Source organism: Phytohalomonas tamaricis, from assembly GCF_003012345.1.
In the GTDB taxonomy this organism is placed as follows: Bacteria; Pseudomonadota; Gammaproteobacteria; order Pseudomonadales; family Halomonadaceae; genus Phytohalomonas; species Phytohalomonas tamaricis.
On sequence record NZ_PVRV01000023.1, the window covers coordinates 65,372 to 78,546 of the forward strand.

General features: G+C 52.6%; 29 protein-coding genes. 7 read left to right on the forward strand and 22 right to left on the reverse strand.

Annotated features, from left to right (window positions below):
* Positions 1-9 precede the first annotated feature (9 nt).
* Positions 10-231: a hypothetical protein gene (locus C3Z11_RS11615; protein WP_106478123.1), complete on the forward strand. Its 222-nt coding sequence runs from the start codon at positions 10-12 to the stop codon at positions 229-231.
* Between the two features lie 142 nt (positions 232-373).
* On the forward strand, positions 374-562 hold the full coding sequence (locus C3Z11_RS11620) for a hypothetical protein (protein ID WP_106478124.1): 189 nt from the start codon (positions 374-376) through the stop codon (positions 560-562).
* Between the two features lie 102 nt (positions 563-664).
* Here the strand turns inward: C3Z11_RS11620 and C3Z11_RS16885 are convergent, their stop codons facing one another.
* From C3Z11_RS16885 to C3Z11_RS11730, 22 genes are all read right to left on the reverse strand, one after another.
* Positions 665-817 carry a hypothetical protein gene (locus C3Z11_RS16885; protein ID WP_158701024.1) on the reverse strand — a complete coding sequence of 51 codons (153 nt, stop codon included), beginning with the start codon at positions 815-817 and terminating at the stop codon, positions 665-667.
* Positions 818-824: 7 nt separating this feature from the next.
* A complete protein-coding gene (locus C3Z11_RS11625) occupies positions 825-1,145 on the reverse strand; it encodes a hypothetical protein (protein WP_106478125.1) in 321 nt (106 codons plus the stop codon).
* Positions 1,132-1,383: a DUF7940 domain-containing protein gene (locus C3Z11_RS11630; protein ID WP_106478126.1), complete on the reverse strand. Its 252-nt coding sequence runs from the start codon at positions 1,381-1,383 to the stop codon at positions 1,132-1,134. Before C3Z11_RS11630 ends, C3Z11_RS11625 begins: the two co-directional genes overlap by 14 nt.
* Complete coding sequence (locus C3Z11_RS11635) at positions 1,383-1,679, reverse strand: hypothetical protein (protein ID WP_158701026.1); 297 nt, start codon at positions 1,677-1,679, stop codon at positions 1,383-1,385. Before C3Z11_RS11635 ends, C3Z11_RS11630 begins: the two co-directional genes overlap by 1 nt.
* 116 nt (positions 1,680-1,795) lie before the next feature.
* Positions 1,796-2,116 (reverse strand): hypothetical protein, encoded by a 321-nt coding sequence (locus tag C3Z11_RS11640; RefSeq protein WP_106478128.1) that lies wholly within the window; start codon positions 2,114-2,116, stop codon positions 1,796-1,798.
* Positions 2,117-2,127: 11 nt separating this feature from the next.
* On the reverse strand, positions 2,128-2,328 hold the full coding sequence (locus C3Z11_RS11645) for a hypothetical protein (protein WP_158701027.1): 201 nt from the start codon (positions 2,326-2,328) through the stop codon (positions 2,128-2,130).
* A gap of 152 nt (positions 2,329-2,480) precedes the next feature.
* A complete protein-coding gene (locus C3Z11_RS11650) occupies positions 2,481-2,999 on the reverse strand; it encodes a glycoside hydrolase family 108 protein (protein WP_262927375.1) in 519 nt (172 codons plus the stop codon).
* Positions 3,000-3,199: 200 nt separating this feature from the next.
* Positions 3,200-3,448, reverse strand: coding sequence for a hypothetical protein (locus tag C3Z11_RS11655; RefSeq protein WP_106478130.1), 249 nt, complete (start codon positions 3,446-3,448; stop codon positions 3,200-3,202).
* A 180-nt stretch (positions 3,449-3,628) separates the two neighbouring features.
* Positions 3,629-4,249: a hypothetical protein gene (locus C3Z11_RS11660; protein WP_106478131.1), complete on the reverse strand. Its 621-nt coding sequence runs from the start codon at positions 4,247-4,249 to the stop codon at positions 3,629-3,631.
* 246 nt (positions 4,250-4,495) lie between these two features.
* Complete coding sequence (locus C3Z11_RS11670; protein ID WP_106478133.1) at positions 4,496-4,750, reverse strand: hypothetical protein; 255 nt, start codon at positions 4,748-4,750, stop codon at positions 4,496-4,498.
* Positions 4,747-5,100, reverse strand: coding sequence for a RusA family crossover junction endodeoxyribonuclease (locus C3Z11_RS11675; RefSeq protein ID WP_106478134.1), 354 nt, complete (start codon positions 5,098-5,100; stop codon positions 4,747-4,749). Before C3Z11_RS11675 ends, C3Z11_RS11670 begins: the two co-directional genes overlap by 4 nt.
* Complete coding sequence (locus C3Z11_RS11680; protein ID WP_106478135.1) at positions 5,097-5,303, reverse strand: ogr/Delta-like zinc finger family protein; 207 nt, start codon at positions 5,301-5,303, stop codon at positions 5,097-5,099. The genes C3Z11_RS11675 and C3Z11_RS11680 overlap by 4 nt, the downstream gene beginning before the upstream one ends.
* Complete coding sequence (locus C3Z11_RS11685; RefSeq protein WP_262927376.1) at positions 5,300-5,638, reverse strand: DUF968 domain-containing protein; 339 nt, start codon at positions 5,636-5,638, stop codon at positions 5,300-5,302. Before C3Z11_RS11685 ends, C3Z11_RS11680 begins: the two co-directional genes overlap by 4 nt.
* Entirely contained in the window at positions 5,631-5,975 is a 345-nt protein-coding gene (locus C3Z11_RS11690; protein ID WP_158701028.1) for a hypothetical protein, read from the reverse strand. Before C3Z11_RS11690 ends, C3Z11_RS11685 begins: the two co-directional genes overlap by 8 nt.
* The gene (locus C3Z11_RS11695) at positions 5,972-6,430 is read right to left on the reverse strand and encodes a recombination protein NinB (RefSeq protein WP_106478138.1); all 459 of its coding nucleotides are present in this window, start codon (positions 6,428-6,430) and stop codon (positions 5,972-5,974) included. The genes C3Z11_RS11690 and C3Z11_RS11695 overlap by 4 nt, the downstream gene beginning before the upstream one ends.
* The gene (locus tag C3Z11_RS11700) at positions 6,427-6,675 is read right to left on the reverse strand and encodes a hypothetical protein (protein ID WP_106478139.1); all 249 of its coding nucleotides are present in this window, start codon (positions 6,673-6,675) and stop codon (positions 6,427-6,429) included. The genes C3Z11_RS11695 and C3Z11_RS11700 overlap by 4 nt, the downstream gene beginning before the upstream one ends.
* On the reverse strand, positions 6,672-7,001 hold the full coding sequence (locus tag C3Z11_RS11705) for a hypothetical protein (RefSeq protein WP_106478140.1): 330 nt from the start codon (positions 6,999-7,001) through the stop codon (positions 6,672-6,674). Before C3Z11_RS11705 ends, C3Z11_RS11700 begins: the two co-directional genes overlap by 4 nt.
* Positions 6,998-7,378: a hypothetical protein gene (locus C3Z11_RS11710; RefSeq protein WP_106478141.1), complete on the reverse strand. Its 381-nt coding sequence runs from the start codon at positions 7,376-7,378 to the stop codon at positions 6,998-7,000. The genes C3Z11_RS11705 and C3Z11_RS11710 overlap by 4 nt, the downstream gene beginning before the upstream one ends.
* Positions 7,378-8,172: an ATP-binding protein gene (locus C3Z11_RS11715; protein WP_158701029.1), complete on the reverse strand. Its 795-nt coding sequence runs from the start codon at positions 8,170-8,172 to the stop codon at positions 7,378-7,380. The genes C3Z11_RS11710 and C3Z11_RS11715 overlap by 1 nt, the downstream gene beginning before the upstream one ends.
* Positions 8,162-8,992 carry a replication protein gene (locus C3Z11_RS11720; RefSeq protein ID WP_158701030.1) on the reverse strand — a complete coding sequence of 277 codons (831 nt, stop codon included), beginning with the start codon at positions 8,990-8,992 and terminating at the stop codon, positions 8,162-8,164. The genes C3Z11_RS11715 and C3Z11_RS11720 overlap by 11 nt, the downstream gene beginning before the upstream one ends.
* 137 nt (positions 8,993-9,129) lie before the next feature.
* Positions 9,130-9,732 carry a hypothetical protein gene (locus tag C3Z11_RS11725; protein ID WP_158701031.1) on the reverse strand — a complete coding sequence of 201 codons (603 nt, stop codon included), beginning with the start codon at positions 9,730-9,732 and terminating at the stop codon, positions 9,130-9,132.
* Between the two features lie 39 nt (positions 9,733-9,771).
* Positions 9,772-10,008, reverse strand: coding sequence for a helix-turn-helix domain-containing protein (locus C3Z11_RS11730; protein WP_158701032.1), 237 nt, complete (start codon positions 10,006-10,008; stop codon positions 9,772-9,774).
* 92 nt (positions 10,009-10,100) lie between these two features.
* Between C3Z11_RS11730 and C3Z11_RS17200 the strand changes: the two genes are divergently transcribed.
* The 5 genes from C3Z11_RS17200 (at position 10,101) to C3Z11_RS17135 (ending at position 12,669) form a co-directional block, all read left to right on the forward strand.
* Positions 10,101-10,784, forward strand: a complete 684-nt coding sequence (locus C3Z11_RS17200; RefSeq protein ID WP_317450673.1) for a LexA family protein — start codon at positions 10,101-10,103, stop codon at positions 10,782-10,784.
* Between the two features lie 225 nt (positions 10,785-11,009).
* Positions 11,010-11,249: a type II toxin-antitoxin system HicA family toxin gene (locus C3Z11_RS11740; RefSeq protein ID WP_262927377.1), complete on the forward strand. Its 240-nt coding sequence runs from the start codon at positions 11,010-11,012 to the stop codon at positions 11,247-11,249.
* Positions 11,246-11,725: a type II toxin-antitoxin system HicB family antitoxin gene (locus C3Z11_RS11745; protein WP_106478147.1), complete on the forward strand. Its 480-nt coding sequence runs from the start codon at positions 11,246-11,248 to the stop codon at positions 11,723-11,725. Before C3Z11_RS11740 ends, C3Z11_RS11745 begins: the two co-directional genes overlap by 4 nt.
* Positions 11,722-12,150, forward strand: a complete 429-nt coding sequence (locus tag C3Z11_RS11750; RefSeq protein WP_106478148.1) for a hypothetical protein — start codon at positions 11,722-11,724, stop codon at positions 12,148-12,150. Before C3Z11_RS11745 ends, C3Z11_RS11750 begins: the two co-directional genes overlap by 4 nt.
* A gap of 390 nt (positions 12,151-12,540) precedes the next feature.
* Positions 12,541-12,669 (forward strand): hypothetical protein, encoded by a 129-nt coding sequence (locus C3Z11_RS17135; protein ID WP_262927378.1) that lies wholly within the window; start codon positions 12,541-12,543, stop codon positions 12,667-12,669.
* Positions 12,670-13,175 lie beyond the last annotated feature (506 nt).

Here is a 13,175-nt window from a genome sequence, read left to right on the forward strand (position 1 = left end):
GAGATATCCATGCACGTAAATGAGTTATATGTAAGCGAGATCACAGATTTAACTAATGGCACCGGAATAGTTGTCTTCGTCGATGACGATGAAGGTTTTAAGGATGACATGGAAATCCCTGGGATCACTCGCAGAGAAGTGATTTCCCAAATAGGCCCCCTCCCTATAAATCTGGGCAATGTACTGATAGAGGATTGGCAGGAGGTAGTCGGTATATTGATAGATTTATAGCCATCTCTATCGGCTGGCTTTGGCTTTAATCTCATCCGTAAGCGCCCGATGCGGATGCTGGCGGATGAGAGCTAGGGTTATTCTCTTGCCAATAGCGTGATACCGCCTAATCTCTGAATAGATATCCAATGGAGATACCGTCATGCCATTTGAGTTTGAATATCGTAAAGCTGGAACCACACCGCCGCTGGGAGACACAAACCATGCAGACGGATATGTAGTATTCGAAACGACATCCAATAAAGAATATGCAACCTACACTACAGAGGCAGAGGCCCAGCGCACCTGTGAAGAACTAAACCGCAAAGAGCAGGCAGGGGAATTGGAATAGGGCGCCGTATCTCGTCACCGAGAGCTGACGCATGACAGGTTTGCGTAGCCTGTCCCGCAGATAGTGGCTCAAGGCCGATCACCTCCCGCTGCTGGGTGTTCGTCACTTACTGCACAACACATTGAGCATGGCTTGCTGTTCGTAGGCCCAATCAGTCAGCCGGCGCTCTCTGTCTTCAAGCGTCCAGTACGTATCGTCATCGAGTGATGCGAGCTTATCGGCGTTGATAGTGGGTAGGGCAGGCTTGGCTGGCACTGAGCACTCAGGACTTACTGTCACTGTCCGCGTCGTCGTGCATCCCGGCAGGAGTATTGCGAGCATCGCCAAAAGCACGAGGACGGTCATTGTTTGTACGACGTGTGAGGTAGTCGGCTTCCACTTGCTGCGCTTCATCTTGAGCACCTTCGACTGACTGTCGGATCTCGCTTTCTTTGTCACGGGCAGCTTTCTCAGCAGCAAGGTTGTCCTCGGCAGCGCCGGCCTTCTGCTCAGCCGTGTCTTTCTTCGACTTCATCCAGCCGAGAGCGCCAACCATCACGCCGAAGAGAGCGATGACACCGGCAACGATCTCAGGAATTCCCATCGCTATCTCCCTGGCTGTATATGTCAGCCACGTATGCGCGAATTGCTTCTTGAGGAATGAAGCGGGCGATGATGGCCGCAGCGCCGACAACCATGGTCAAAGGCCCCATGATCCACTCCGGCAGATAGTCGCCGAGAGAGGGCAGATACTTTTCGAGGCCTCCCAGCACAAGAGCGAGCAGGCCGAGACGCACTGACCAGAGTTTGTGCCACTTACCCGCTTCAGCAACGAGCTTCATCACTCATCCTCTTTCTTTGGCTTTATCTCAGCCTGTCCGGTCCATCCATCGCCGCTAACCATGTTTGTGGTGCTGCGACATTGCGCGAGCTTCTGTTCAAGCTTGCCGATCTTGTAGCGAAGGCCACCGACATAGCCACGCGCCTTGTCTAACGCTTCCTGCCGGCCATTCTTGTCGGCTTCAAACTCCCCGGCCTTGGCCTGCTCAGCGGATAACGCATAAGACAGGCCGTAGATGGCGATCTGATTGCTCGAACTAACCTGACGGGCCAATTGCACTTGCTGCTTATTCAGCATCTTTTGCTCTTGTAGCCGCTGATAGGTGTTAGCCCATCCAGACGCGAGCATGGCCATAATGAACACCATACAGCCCGCCAAGATGATGTATTTGGGTCTTGAGAATAGGAGACGCATCATTTCTTCCCTTTGATGCGATCCATGAGCACGCCGACTAGATACTTGAAATCAAGCTGATCAATCCTTGCCTGAATCCCATGCACGCCCATGACCGCCATTGTGGCGCCGGCACCAGATGCCCAGTCCTTAGGCATCGGATAAATAGGGTTATTGATGAAGATAGGGATGAAGCAGTAAGCCAACACGCCTACAAGCAAAGTTTCTTTCCAGCGACCGAACAGGATCGAGACGACCATGGCGGCGCAGGCGGCGGCGACACGCGGATTAGTGAGCAATCCAGTGATCAGCGGCCAAAGTGAAGTAAGCGCATCAGACATGAGCGGCCACCTTATTTGTTCTGGGCGCTCAGGCTTCCTATTGCACTTACCAAAACGAAGATGGCGATAATAAATAGCGTCTGCACGCCGATCCCGCCCGCTTGCCGTGTGGCAGGGTCAAGGATTAGGCCGATAGTGGCGAGACGCCAACCGAGAAAGAATACGCAGCAACCAATGACGGCCAAGAGCGCCTTGCTAATCCAGCCAACCACTCGTTTCCTCACGTGTATACAGTGAGCTGCAAGCAGTATGACCATTGGTATCTGCAGATACGCGAAGGTGATCGAAAGGATTTCCATATGGGCATCCGTGTGATTCGGGCCTATCGGTCGTTTGCTCGATCAGCCCTTTGGTTTGCCGTACATCAACTATCTTCCGCAGCGTATTCAAGGTTACCGGCCACCCGGTTAGCCCAGCCGCGCCCAAAGACATTGAAAGATGACAGCTTGGTGTAAAACTTGAGGCGCTCAGAGTTGAACTTGAAAGCGACGGTTGACGCTTCATAGCTATTTACGGCCCTGAGCGTTACCGGACCAACAATACCGTCATCAGCAACTTTGACGGCGCGCTGAAGGAAGCGAATAGCATTGCCAATACCGTGATTGACGGCTGCATCGAATACTTGGAAGGCGACAGCGCCATCTAAGTCATCGCATCGAGCACGATTCCAATAGTCACGACGATAGACCTCTTTGGCGTCATCAAGCGTTAAGGCGCTGATATTGAGAGCAGGGTAGGCAGCAGCAGAAACACCGTACTTGGTGCCACGCAGTTCGCCGTTACCTTTGCTGCCGCCTGTCCAATTACCCGGGTCGTCCGGATTCATCGTCAGGTCGCCTTCATGACCGATAAGGCGTTCGAATGCTGTATCGAAGTCGATCATGAGATTCCTCAAATAAGAAAGCCGCTGGATAGGAAGCGGCAAAGATCCCATGTAGCGGGATAAGGCAGGCCAGAGGCCATCACGGGATAAAGTTGGCTCGAAGCGGACAAGGCGTTAGGTAGTCGCTTAGATGTGGTTCCGCTGAGCCAGACACGAAAAAGCCCCGCCAAGGTGGCAGGGCTTCAAATCAATCAACGCAGTTATTTAGAACTGCTGTTTTCACTAGAGCCTTTCTCTTTGTGACGCTTGTCGTCATTCGTCATTTTTTGGTGCTGTTGATCTGGTGCGGCTTTGCGTTTACCAGCCTCATGCTCATCTAACGCCTTGTCGGCGGACTCGCTCGATTCAATATGGTCCTCTGGCGCGCGTGTACTTTCTTTCTCTTGCTGTGCCCAGGCTGGGGCTATACAGCAGATGGCAAAAGCAATACAGAAAATCCGTTTCAGCATGACCGTCCCCTTACAGGTTTTGATCCTTGATGCTAACACACGATTTTCTTGTGTCACTTGCGCGTCGCTACAACAGGCGTATACGAAAAAGGGCCACCGTATTGGTGACCCCTTCGAATAGTGCGGCTGATCGGTATTGCGTCCAGCCTAGCGAAATAGTACTTCTCAGAGCATTAAACGTCAAGCAGCATGTTTTAATTCTTTGCGCATATCCTGCTTAGCCTTTCGTATAGCATCGTGAATAGGTTCCATTGCGCAATTTTCTAGCTCATCGATGATAAAACCGAGCATTTCCCAAACAGCGACCCAGCCATCCTGATACCAGTTATTCCTGATGATCTTCACACCCAAGTATTCACCAACGAACACACATATCTCTTGAGGAGTCCAGCCCGAGCGCGTGCCGTCAACGTTCAGCCGATCCATCATCATGCGGGCCTGAATAAGGGCCTTTGCACGCTCTTTACGCTTCTCACGCCACTCTGACCAAGCTGGCATTGCCATGATGAGCCGCGTCAGTACCGTGTCATACACATCATCGTGATAGCGGTTGGCCTGCTCGGTATCGTTCAGGCTCAGCCAGTGACCTACGTTTGCCAATGTAGGGTTGCTACGCTCAAGACGGGTGATCGCGGAATAGATGGGCGTGTAGTGGTCGTTATGACTTCCGCCACCTGGATTCTTGCGGCTCGTCTGCACATTCATGCCGGCTTCTTCCATGTCGGCGCAAGCTTGTGTCCGGATGCCGGTTTCAAAGGCCTGAGCCCATGCGATACGTGCATTGCTGTCGATATGGTTCATTGCTCGCTCCCATCTTTCCAGATTCTCTGAATACGTTCTTGCGTAACACCTGGCAGTGATTTCCATCTTTCGAAGATGGCTCGCCGCTCTTCTTTTGGTTTGTCGCGCATCTCTCTGACAACCATCCGGGCTTGGCACTCGAGCAGCCATTCGCTATCCGACATGCCTTCCGGCTTGATTCCGTATGTCATCGCTGCGGCCTTGGTCTGAAATACCGGCTATCGCGGGGCTTTTCGCTGGGTTCGCTCATTCGCCATCCCTCATCTGCTTGCCGTCAATCGTCATACGCGGATACAGGCCCCCATCAGGCGTTCTCAGATACTGCAATCCGGTTTTGTGGTCGGTCAGAATGCTCATTCCGCAACGGCCATTCGGCCCATCGCATGAGTCATGCGGCTTGAATGCATCGTTGATCCAGCTAGCAATTGTGAGAGAGATGCAAATAGCCACCATGGCGCCCAGTGCGAACTCAAATCCGAGCTTGAAATAACCTGTCTTCACGCAGCCACCTCCTGAATCGTCACCACGGCCGCACCTGGCTTACGGATCTCGCCGCGGATGATCTCAATGCGGTCTACCTGTTCGTCATCGTCCCATACGCCAGCCGCGGTAATGGCATCGAGAACGGCCTTGCTGTAGTTATCGATGTCTCGCTTCTGGCGTGTCGGCGCCACAAGGGTGATCTGCACCTGTAGGCGTCCGTCTATCTGGCTACCGCGGTACTGGCCCTGAATCATTTCAACCGCCGCGGCGCGATACTCACGGCCCCGCTTGCTGGTGATCTTTCGGCCACGTACTACCGCGGTGATGTTGTTGACTGCAGGAGGAAAAGGCAGCGTTAGCTCAATCATGCCTTACCCCGCTTAGCCGTCTTCATCGAACTCACCAGCGTCTTGGTGATCGTGAAATCAAACGTTCCGCGCCAGCCGCAATCTGCATCCATGCAGTCGAGCACGCCGACCTTGTAGAGCCCGCGCTCGTCCATTTGCTCTGATTTGCGAATGCGAGCGTAGGCACCGCATTCAGGGCACTTGTTCCGCATCTGCGATTTCATGCGCGCTCTCCCAGCTGGAAAGTCCAGCACCAGTTATGCGCCTCAACTAGCGCTTCGTGCAGTTCGCCATCGGGAAAGCGCTTCATGCCCTTGGATAGCGTATCGAGCAGCCATACCGGTTGAAGCGCCAGCAGCTCAGGACGCGCATGTAATGCGTCATGGCATGGCCTACAAAGTCCAATAGCGAATGAATCGGGGGCTGTAAGCCCAGCCCCTGACAGATGGCCAATGCCTTTAATGTGGTGCGGATCATCAGCCGGAGCTTCACAGCAGCAGCACGGCTGTTGTTTGACCCAGTTCAGGTACTGGCGAGAGCGGAAGCGTTGGTTAGGCATCGTCTTCCTCCACTTCTTCAACCTCATCCCAGTGACTAACGACCTGCCACTTGAACGGATGTGAGTAATAGAGCGATACCATCCAATTATTGTTGGAATGCAGCTGACATTTGCGGGCTAGCAACATATGCCAGCCATAGTTGGCAGCCGTACCAAGGCGTGACCATCCAGCTTTAAGCTGCACATGGCCTTTGCCGAGAAACACCCATGCCGCGATAGTTTTGCTGATGAAATCAATCACGGTGTAGGGAATGACCACGCAAACGACTACCCAGCAAGCCCCAATCATCGCGCCCCAAATGAAGGCACCGGTCCACATAAAAACCGTGTCGCTCATGCTGCTACCTCGCGATAGTCTTGATAAGCCTTCAGCGCTGGCTCTGACCAACGAATGTTCTGTTCAGCGCCGTAGGCATAAATCAACTCGATCAGCTCCGCGAACTCGGCCTTCTTCATGCGGCTAGTGCGAGCACCGAGGAATACCAAGCCGCCATCCAACCCTTTAGCCACGCGCTGATGCTTGCGAAGGGCATTCGTGAAGACCTCTTTCCAATCCTCGGCAGGCGCTTTTACTGACTCGCCATCGACGATCAATGTGCATTGGCGGGCAACGTCCGAAAGCATCGGCCAAAGCTTCTTGTTCTGATCAAGCGTTCGCTTATCGTTCGGCCTTCTGACGATGACCTCAACGGGGCCAGCCTGGATGCCTTTACCGATCAGCACTTCGGCCTGGGTGAGCCGCGGCACGATGTCCACTTGGCGATCGATGCGGAGTGCTATTTCTTTGGTCATGCCGACACCTTCTGCTCGTAGTGCGATAGCGGACGGAAGCGCTCAAGAATCGGCGTCGCAATATCCCAGCGGCGATACTGCAGCTCCGACACAACCCGGAAGCCCGGCCAGTCATTGGGCATAGCGCAGATGACATAGGGCAGGCCGGTAGAGCGAGCGCGTATCGCAGCGGTGCGAATGGCTTCTTCCAAGCTCTCGATCATCTCGACGTGAACGGCGTACATGGCGTCTGTTTGTCTGGTCATGACGCTTTCCTCTGCCGAGCTTCATCGCTGTACAGCTTCACTTGGACGGCTACCGGCTTACGCTTGCCGTAGTCACGGAATAGCGACGTAAGCAGGGGATGGATATAACGCGTTTCGTAGCGCTGACCGGCACCTGACGTAAACGCGGGCTTTCTGCGCACGACTGGCTTCAGCAGCTGCTCTTCGGTCAAGTCGTCCTGGTGGAGCCGGTTACGCAATGCGCCAGGGCTAATGCCGTATTTCTTCGAGGCTTGGTTGATCGTGATCCACTCGCCACGGATGAGGTATTCGGTGTATGCGCCGGCTGGGCGATTTAGGATGCTCATGCGAGGCCTCCTGTACGATTCAGCCGCTCAGCGATAGGTGTTCCTTTCTCGACGATGACGCCAATTACATTGGCTGGAACATCAACTGCTGCAGCAAAAAGGTCGGCAATGTCGTCAAGATGCATTTCGGCAAAACAAAGCGCGGCGAGAATTTTGAAAACAGATTTACCGTCATCAATCGGCCCAAAAATTGAGCCGTTCCAGTAATTGCCGTGGTACATCGCCTGCAGGACAGAGGCCACCGCCAGTGCATCGCGCCACTCATCGGATCGATCACGTGCCATGATCGTAGCTGCGGTCGATGCAATATGGTCGGCATGGTCTCTGGCTTTCTTTGAGGCCTCATCACCAAGCCGGAATTGAACAACGTTGCCCATTACTCGTTCCTCCCCAGGCTTTTGCGAGCAGACTCCCAGCCGAAAACCATCATCTTCGATGACTCGCGAAGGCGATCGACAACACGGTCACCCATCCACTGACCAAGTTCTCCGGGCTGTACGTTGGAAACGACAATCGTCGGTAGGCATTGCTCGTAGCGCTCGTTCATTACGTCAAAGAGGTAGTTCAGTTCGGCATCACTACCGAAAGAGACACCAATCTCATCCAGTACGAGCAGCGCAGGCTTCGTGTAAGCATCAATAGCCTGCGTCTCAGTCTCTTCTCGGCTTCCGTATGTATCCTTGATGCGCCGGAACATTCGCGCAGCAGTCGTGTAAAGACCCTGCGTCTGATGGCGGGTGATCACGTCATTAAGTGTGGCAACTGCAAGATGTGTTTTGCCGGTACCCGGATTCCCCAGCATGAGCAAACCCTCGCCAGTCTTGAGGTGATCAGGGAAATCCGCCGCGTAGGCTTGACACTTGGCAAGGTAATTGCGCTGCTGCTCGCTTTCGGCTCGATAGGTGTCGAATGTCTTGTCAGCAAAGCGGGGTGGTAAACAGGCATAACCAATCATGCGCTCCATGCGAGCCCGGGCAGCTTCGCGCTGGTTCGCTTCGAACTCGGCCATACGGTCACTCGCAACTTTTTCCTCGGCGCAAGTGGGACATCCAGACCAAGAATCAGTAGTTCCGTACACGATATGGCAGGACTTGTACTCACCATGTTTCTCGCACTGACCCACACTAACCTCGGCGTTCATCAGGGCTTTAGCCAAGCTGTTAGAACTCATAGGTGCCGTCTCCTTTGGCCACGAGATTGGAAGTGTCAGGTTCTTGTAGGCCGGAGTGGCGGCCAGGTGTTTGACGGCTAACAGTGCGCTGTTGATGCTGAGCCTTGGCTTGCTTGGCAAGCTGGTCCCATTTCCTGCGCAGTTTTTCAGGACACAAAACCACGCCGGACCAGAACTCATGCTTGGCGGCCCATCCGATCAGATAACGGATTTGTTCAACGGTGCGGTTATCGCGCTGACGCATCAGGCGAAACTCGTTCGCCCAGGTGGTGGGGTTGTGTTTGACTGGCGACTCAAGATCGGCGCTCACGGCGACGACCATTTCGTTTACCAGTTTGTGGTCTATCTCTTCGCCCCATTTCTTCGGTGCAGATTTCTTCGACGTATTTTTAGAACCTTTAGGTTCTAAATTGTCTTTAATGTCTTTAGGTGTATCCCCATCTTGGGGTGGATTAGATACCCCATTTTGGGGTGACTTACCCCAAGTTGATTTGGTGATACTTTTCGGGGTAACTCGTGCCTTTTGGGCGCTGAAATCCCAGTTATCGATGTCTTTGTTGATGCGCACTGGGGAGCGACCACCGCCATCGCGAAGTAATACGCGCTTGCGGATAAGACCATTAAGCGTCTCGGAGCATTTGCCTTCGGACATGCCCGTCATCTGGCTGATAACGGATGCAGCAATCCAATCTGCCGGCTTATTCCATCCGTAGGTCATACGCTCAACAACACGAATCACTCTTGCTTCACGACTAGTCAAAGGGGCACGGGCAAATGCCTCTACAAGAGCATTTGCTGTTCTGGTGTATCCGTCTTCCACTTGGAGACTCCTGGGGCGCTGTTCGCGCTCCGCTGAGCCAGGAAACTGGTATATTGCTGCGGGTGATGTCATAATATTTACCGTTCGTTAGTGAAAGCGCTCGGGGTTGGTTGGTCGCCTCCCGAGCGTTTTTGCGTTTAAGCCTTGGCTAACTTCAGGCTTGGCTTTCCAGACACACGCTCTTCAATGAGCGCCTTCGTTCTCAACAGCGCCGTAATGGCGTCGTCGATGTCCTGCAGTGCTTTAGGGGCTGCGTGCGCATCCTTCTCATCCAGTACGCCGTCCTCCAGCATTCCTGAAAAAGAACCCATCACTTCGCCTGTCTCGCGGCCGATCGCACCAAGCGCAGCAAACGCCGATGCGTGTGACTCACTGGCTAGCGGCCGACGAACACCCATGAAACCGTGACGACGCGCCAGCTCAACGCGGCATTGTTCATCGCTAAGCTCTTCCAATGCGGTGACCCATGGCTCTTCCAGCCAAGCTGGGAACTCAACAGCACCATTTGCCCAGCGCTGCACGCGCTTGTTCCAACTCATGACGGCGGTGTCGTAGTCGTGGTCAGCAACCGTGAAGGAATCGAGCGCTGGCATATCAGCGGTCTTGGTCGGGCACATGGCATGAGCCATGGCATTCAGTACGCGAGCAAACTTGGTGAGCTGCACGCCTTTCTGTTCGCAAAGCTGTCCTAGCGCATCGCGGAGTAGGGCGTCTCTACTGGGGTGTCTGAGTTCGGACATATGCTTCGTCTCGCTTCGCTTGTTAGACTTAAGTTGTGATTAAGCGGCATGAACCAGATCGGCAAACAAATCAGGGCGCAGCATTTGCCTGGAGATTTCGCCTTCGGTAGCCATCTCAATATTTCTGGCCATCAAGGCACCCGGCTTCCGACCACAAGCAAGCACCTGACGCAGATAGGCCGTGGTTGTTTCTGCTTTAGCAGCAACTTCATCCCTCTGTTCAGGGGACATTGACTGCCATATCTGTTTAATGGACTTACGTTGTGATTCAGACATTTTTAGGTACCTCCGAGGTACATTATCCGATGGAACTAATGTACCGTCAAGGTTCTGTACCTAATGAGTACCTATGCGCTCAAATGAGCGCCATGAAAGACATCTCAGAAGTACGACTAGAAAATGCCAGGGCTCTTGCCGAGCAAATCGGTGGGACGGGCGCTTTCGCCGCCAAAATTGATCGCGAGCCTACCCAGGCAAGCCGATTCATGGGGCGAAACCCTAGCAAGCGAATTGGTGATCGCCTTGCTCGGCATATTGAGCAATGCTTTAACAAGCCGCGCGGGTGGCTGGATTTTGATCACGGTTCTAAGAAATTAGAAGTAGATGCTAATGTTCTTCCTACATCTCAGCCTCAAACACTGCATACTTATCCAGTGATTAATTGGGTAAGAGCAGGGGGGTGGACTGAGGCCGTGAATCCGTACGATCAAGGATGTGAGCAACACTTCGAATCAACTGACTATAAGGCCAAAGGTGCTGCTTTCTGGCTTGAGGTCGAGGGCGATTCGATGACAGCGCCGACAGGTATCAGCATTCCACGCGGCATGATGATCTTGATCGATCCTGAGATAAAAGCCGAGAACGGGAGCCTGGTGGTTGCTCAGCTCGACGAAAATAATGAAGCCACCTTCAAGAAGCTGGTCATTGACGGTGGACAGAAGTATCTCAAGCCGCTAAATCCTGCCTATCCAGTCATCCCTATCAATGGCAACTGCCGGATTGTTGGCGTAGCTGTAGAAATGAAGATGAACCTGCGGCAAAGGCTTCATTGATTCGCAAACTGGCCGATAACACTTAGGGCTAGCACCGTACTGGCTATCATCGCCGTGACGCAGATGATCACGAGCAGTGTGTAGGTACCACCCTACACTTCTAGGTAGTAACTACACACAAGAAAAGAGGCCTAGCCTTGAAAAATGCCACTTTTAAACCTATACACATAAGAGCAACTAGAATACAGTTGCATCCCAAGATAAGGTATCAAACGTGGAGTGCTCATGGGCGACAAACGTCTTGATCGCCTAAAACAGCGCCCCAGCGACTTTACATGGGACGAGTTGGCGGCATTGCTCAGAAGTTTGGGATACAGGCTCAAAACAGCTAGTGGCTCACGTCGCAAGTTTATTGACGAAGAGAAGCGCAAGATCCTTCTTCATGAACCCCATCCGGGGAACATCCTGAAGGCGTACCAGATCGAGAACGTTCTGATAGCGCTGGAGGAGCATGGCAAGTTATGAAATCTACTATTTTAGAATATAAAAGTTATCAGGGATCGGTTGAGATTTCGCTCAAAGACGGTGTGATGCACGGTAAAATTCTTCACATTGTAGACCTAGTTACTTATGAAGCTGAAACGATAACTCAGCTTCGGCAGGAGTTTGAAGCTGCGGTCGATGATTATCTAGAAACATGTGAGGAAGAGGGCGTTCAGCCGGATAAGCCTTTTAGCGGCACCTTTAATGTTAGGGTTGGCCCAGAGACTCATCGTAAAGTAGTTAAGGCGGCTGCTCGTGCCGGAATGAATCTTAACGAAACTATCAAACGCGTATTAGAAACGTGGCTAAACGAGTGCCCAGAAGGTTTTGAGGTTGTTCATCGTCATACTCATGAGCACCATCTGGTTCATATGAAAGATGATGATGCTGTATATCGCGGTGCCATGACTCTTACCGCTCGCCAGCAGCATAATAACCCCAAGGTGACGCTGCAATGAGCCAGGCTAACTTTAATCTTTCTCAATTCCGTTTTGAGAAGATCGAAGCCACGGGCATTAGTTTTGAAAATAGTGAACCGAAAGATATAGAGCTTAGATTTGTAATTAGCTTCGATGATGAAACGCCTTGTGGCGGGGTCTTTTCAGTTACTATCAATTTAACCCTTATAAAACTGGATGGCGAAGAGCGCGATGAGATTTTAAAAGTGGCGGCTCGCGGCGTTTATAACTTTGAAGAAGGCATCACACCTTATTCGCCATCGGATCATCTGGAGCGCGCATTTGCAGTTAGTTTGCTGTATGGCTGCATGCGCCCTACGCTTGACATGCTCACGGATAGTATTGGAATGGCTGCACTTAGTCTCCCGTTAACACTTCCTGTCGCTGTAACCCAAGAGACCCCTTCCCCTTCACCAGCTGAGTAATTAATATTTTTTCTTATACCCGCCCATTGAGGCGGGTTTTTTGTGCCTACCTGATTATTCTCCCAAAGCCGCAAAAAATATTTCGCAAGTAAGTATCTGAAAATACTTAGGTTCATTCTTCACGTCTGTATATGTACCTAAAAAGAACATTTTTCGATTGACCTAATGTACCTAGTTGGTACATATTATGAGCCATGGAGACGGGCAACACACTCCATCGCTCTTTAACAAACAGGTAGCCCATCTGTCCGTAGTGGATTGGATCTGCGAGAGATCGATGGGAGTACGCCCAACCGGGGCTGTCGAAATACCGGAAGGATTCAAGGCTCGCCCACTGGCCTGAACAGTGGGCATCAATGAGCGTCTTCGGATCATGAAAGGCTGGTGATCATGAAAAGGCACCGAGGGCGTTCATTGATACATGCAGCAGCCGTGGTCGATCGGCATGTTGCGCTGTTAGCGATGACCCGTATTTACGGCGAGCGCAGCGCAATGAGTAATCGGCAAGCCGGGCGTTAAAGCAGCCTTCATTATCGGTAGTCGCGCCGATGGCGAGAGAGCGGCAAAGCGGTACCGGTATCCGCTGTTTGGTAGGCAGCGGGTATCGGAGTGGAGATTGGTGCCGACATATCGCGACGGCTAGATGTCGGTTAAGCGCTGGGCCAACCAGAAGGCCAGTCTCCACCCCGATACATGCAGCACCATCCATGCCCGCACATGCGGGCTTTTTTTCGTCTGGAGGTAAGCATGAGCGATTCAGAAATGTACATCGTGCTCGGCTGTATCGGGCTGTTCGGCATGGTGCTGATGTTGATCGACGCGAGGGAAACCTACTCATTCGAACGCAAGAAAGGAGAGTGATATGAACCAGTTATGGGCAGCACTACTCATCTTCCTGTTCATCGGCGGTGGGGTAGCGGTACTGACCGGCGGCGATAGTCATCACTCATCCAACGATGTGGAGATGTGCCAGTGAATGACGTCGCCATCCTACTCACGTTTCTAGGGCCAATGATGGGCGCCAT